This window comes from Luteimonas sp. 8-5 (assembly GCF_029763755.1).
GTDB lineage: Bacteria > Pseudomonadota > Gammaproteobacteria > Xanthomonadales > Xanthomonadaceae > Cognatiluteimonas.
Window position 1 is genome coordinate 1 of sequence record NZ_JARUVM010000111.1, and the last position, 845, is coordinate 845.

The 845-nt window shown below is 67.7% G+C and carries 2 protein-coding genes; both read right to left on the minus strand.

Going from position 1 to position 845, the window contains the following annotated elements:
- Window positions 1–20 precede the first annotated feature (20 nt).
- Entirely contained in the window at window positions 21–467 is a 447-nt protein-coding gene (locus QAA18_RS10845; RefSeq protein ID WP_279412960.1) for an RDD family protein, read from the minus strand.
- 111 nt (window positions 468–578) lie between these two features.
- Window positions 579–845, minus strand: a 267-nt coding sequence (locus QAA18_RS10850) for an LptF/LptG family permease (protein WP_279412961.1), incomplete at its 5' end; no start/stop codon positions are given.

Consider the following 845-nt stretch of genomic DNA (forward strand, 5'->3'; position numbering starts at 1 on the left):
CTGGGCTGCCGCCGGCCATCTCAGCCGCGCACCATCCGCGTTCCGCTGGCCCGGTCGTGCCAGGTCAGCCGGTCGCGATCGAACCAGGCCCACCAGAATCCCAGCCCGCCGAGCAGCAACGACAGCGTCGCCACTGCGTAGCGCCGGGCGAGCGCCTGTACTGTCGGCGGCCCGTCGATACCGACCAGGCGCAGCTTCCACGGCCGCATCCCCAGCGTCTGCCCGCCGCCGCGCCAGCTGGCGACCGCGTAGGTTCCCGCGATCGCCCAGCACACCACCCACAGCACGATCTGCAGCGGGCTGAACGGTGCGAAGTTCTCGCGCGCCGAGTGCCCTGCCAGGTAGTAGACGACGGTGAACATCGCCGACGCCAGCATCCACAACGCGACCACCGGAAACGCGTCATAACCCAGCGCCAGCATGCGCCAGCCAATGAGGGCCCTGCGTTTGGGCGTGGGTTCGGTCATCGGGACATTCTAGATCGGGGGAATGGAGGGAATGAGGGGAATGAAGGGAATGGCGGGCGCCTCGCACCTTCCACTCCCTTCATTCCCCTCACTCCCCTCATTCCCTGCTCCCTAGCCGCTCCTCCGCCGGAACAGCACCGCCGACGTCGCCAGCATGATCACCGGCGGTATCAGGTAGGCCAGCCGGAAGTCGAACTTGAACACCCCGGCCATGCGCACGAACTGCGTCTGCAGCAACCAGAATCCGAGCGCGAACACGATGCCCACGAACAGGCGCCGGCCCATGCCGCCGCCGCGCAAGGTACCGAAGGCGAATGGCACCGCCGCCAGGCACAGCGCCAGCACGTTGAAGGTGTAGAACCAGCGGCCCCAGTAGGG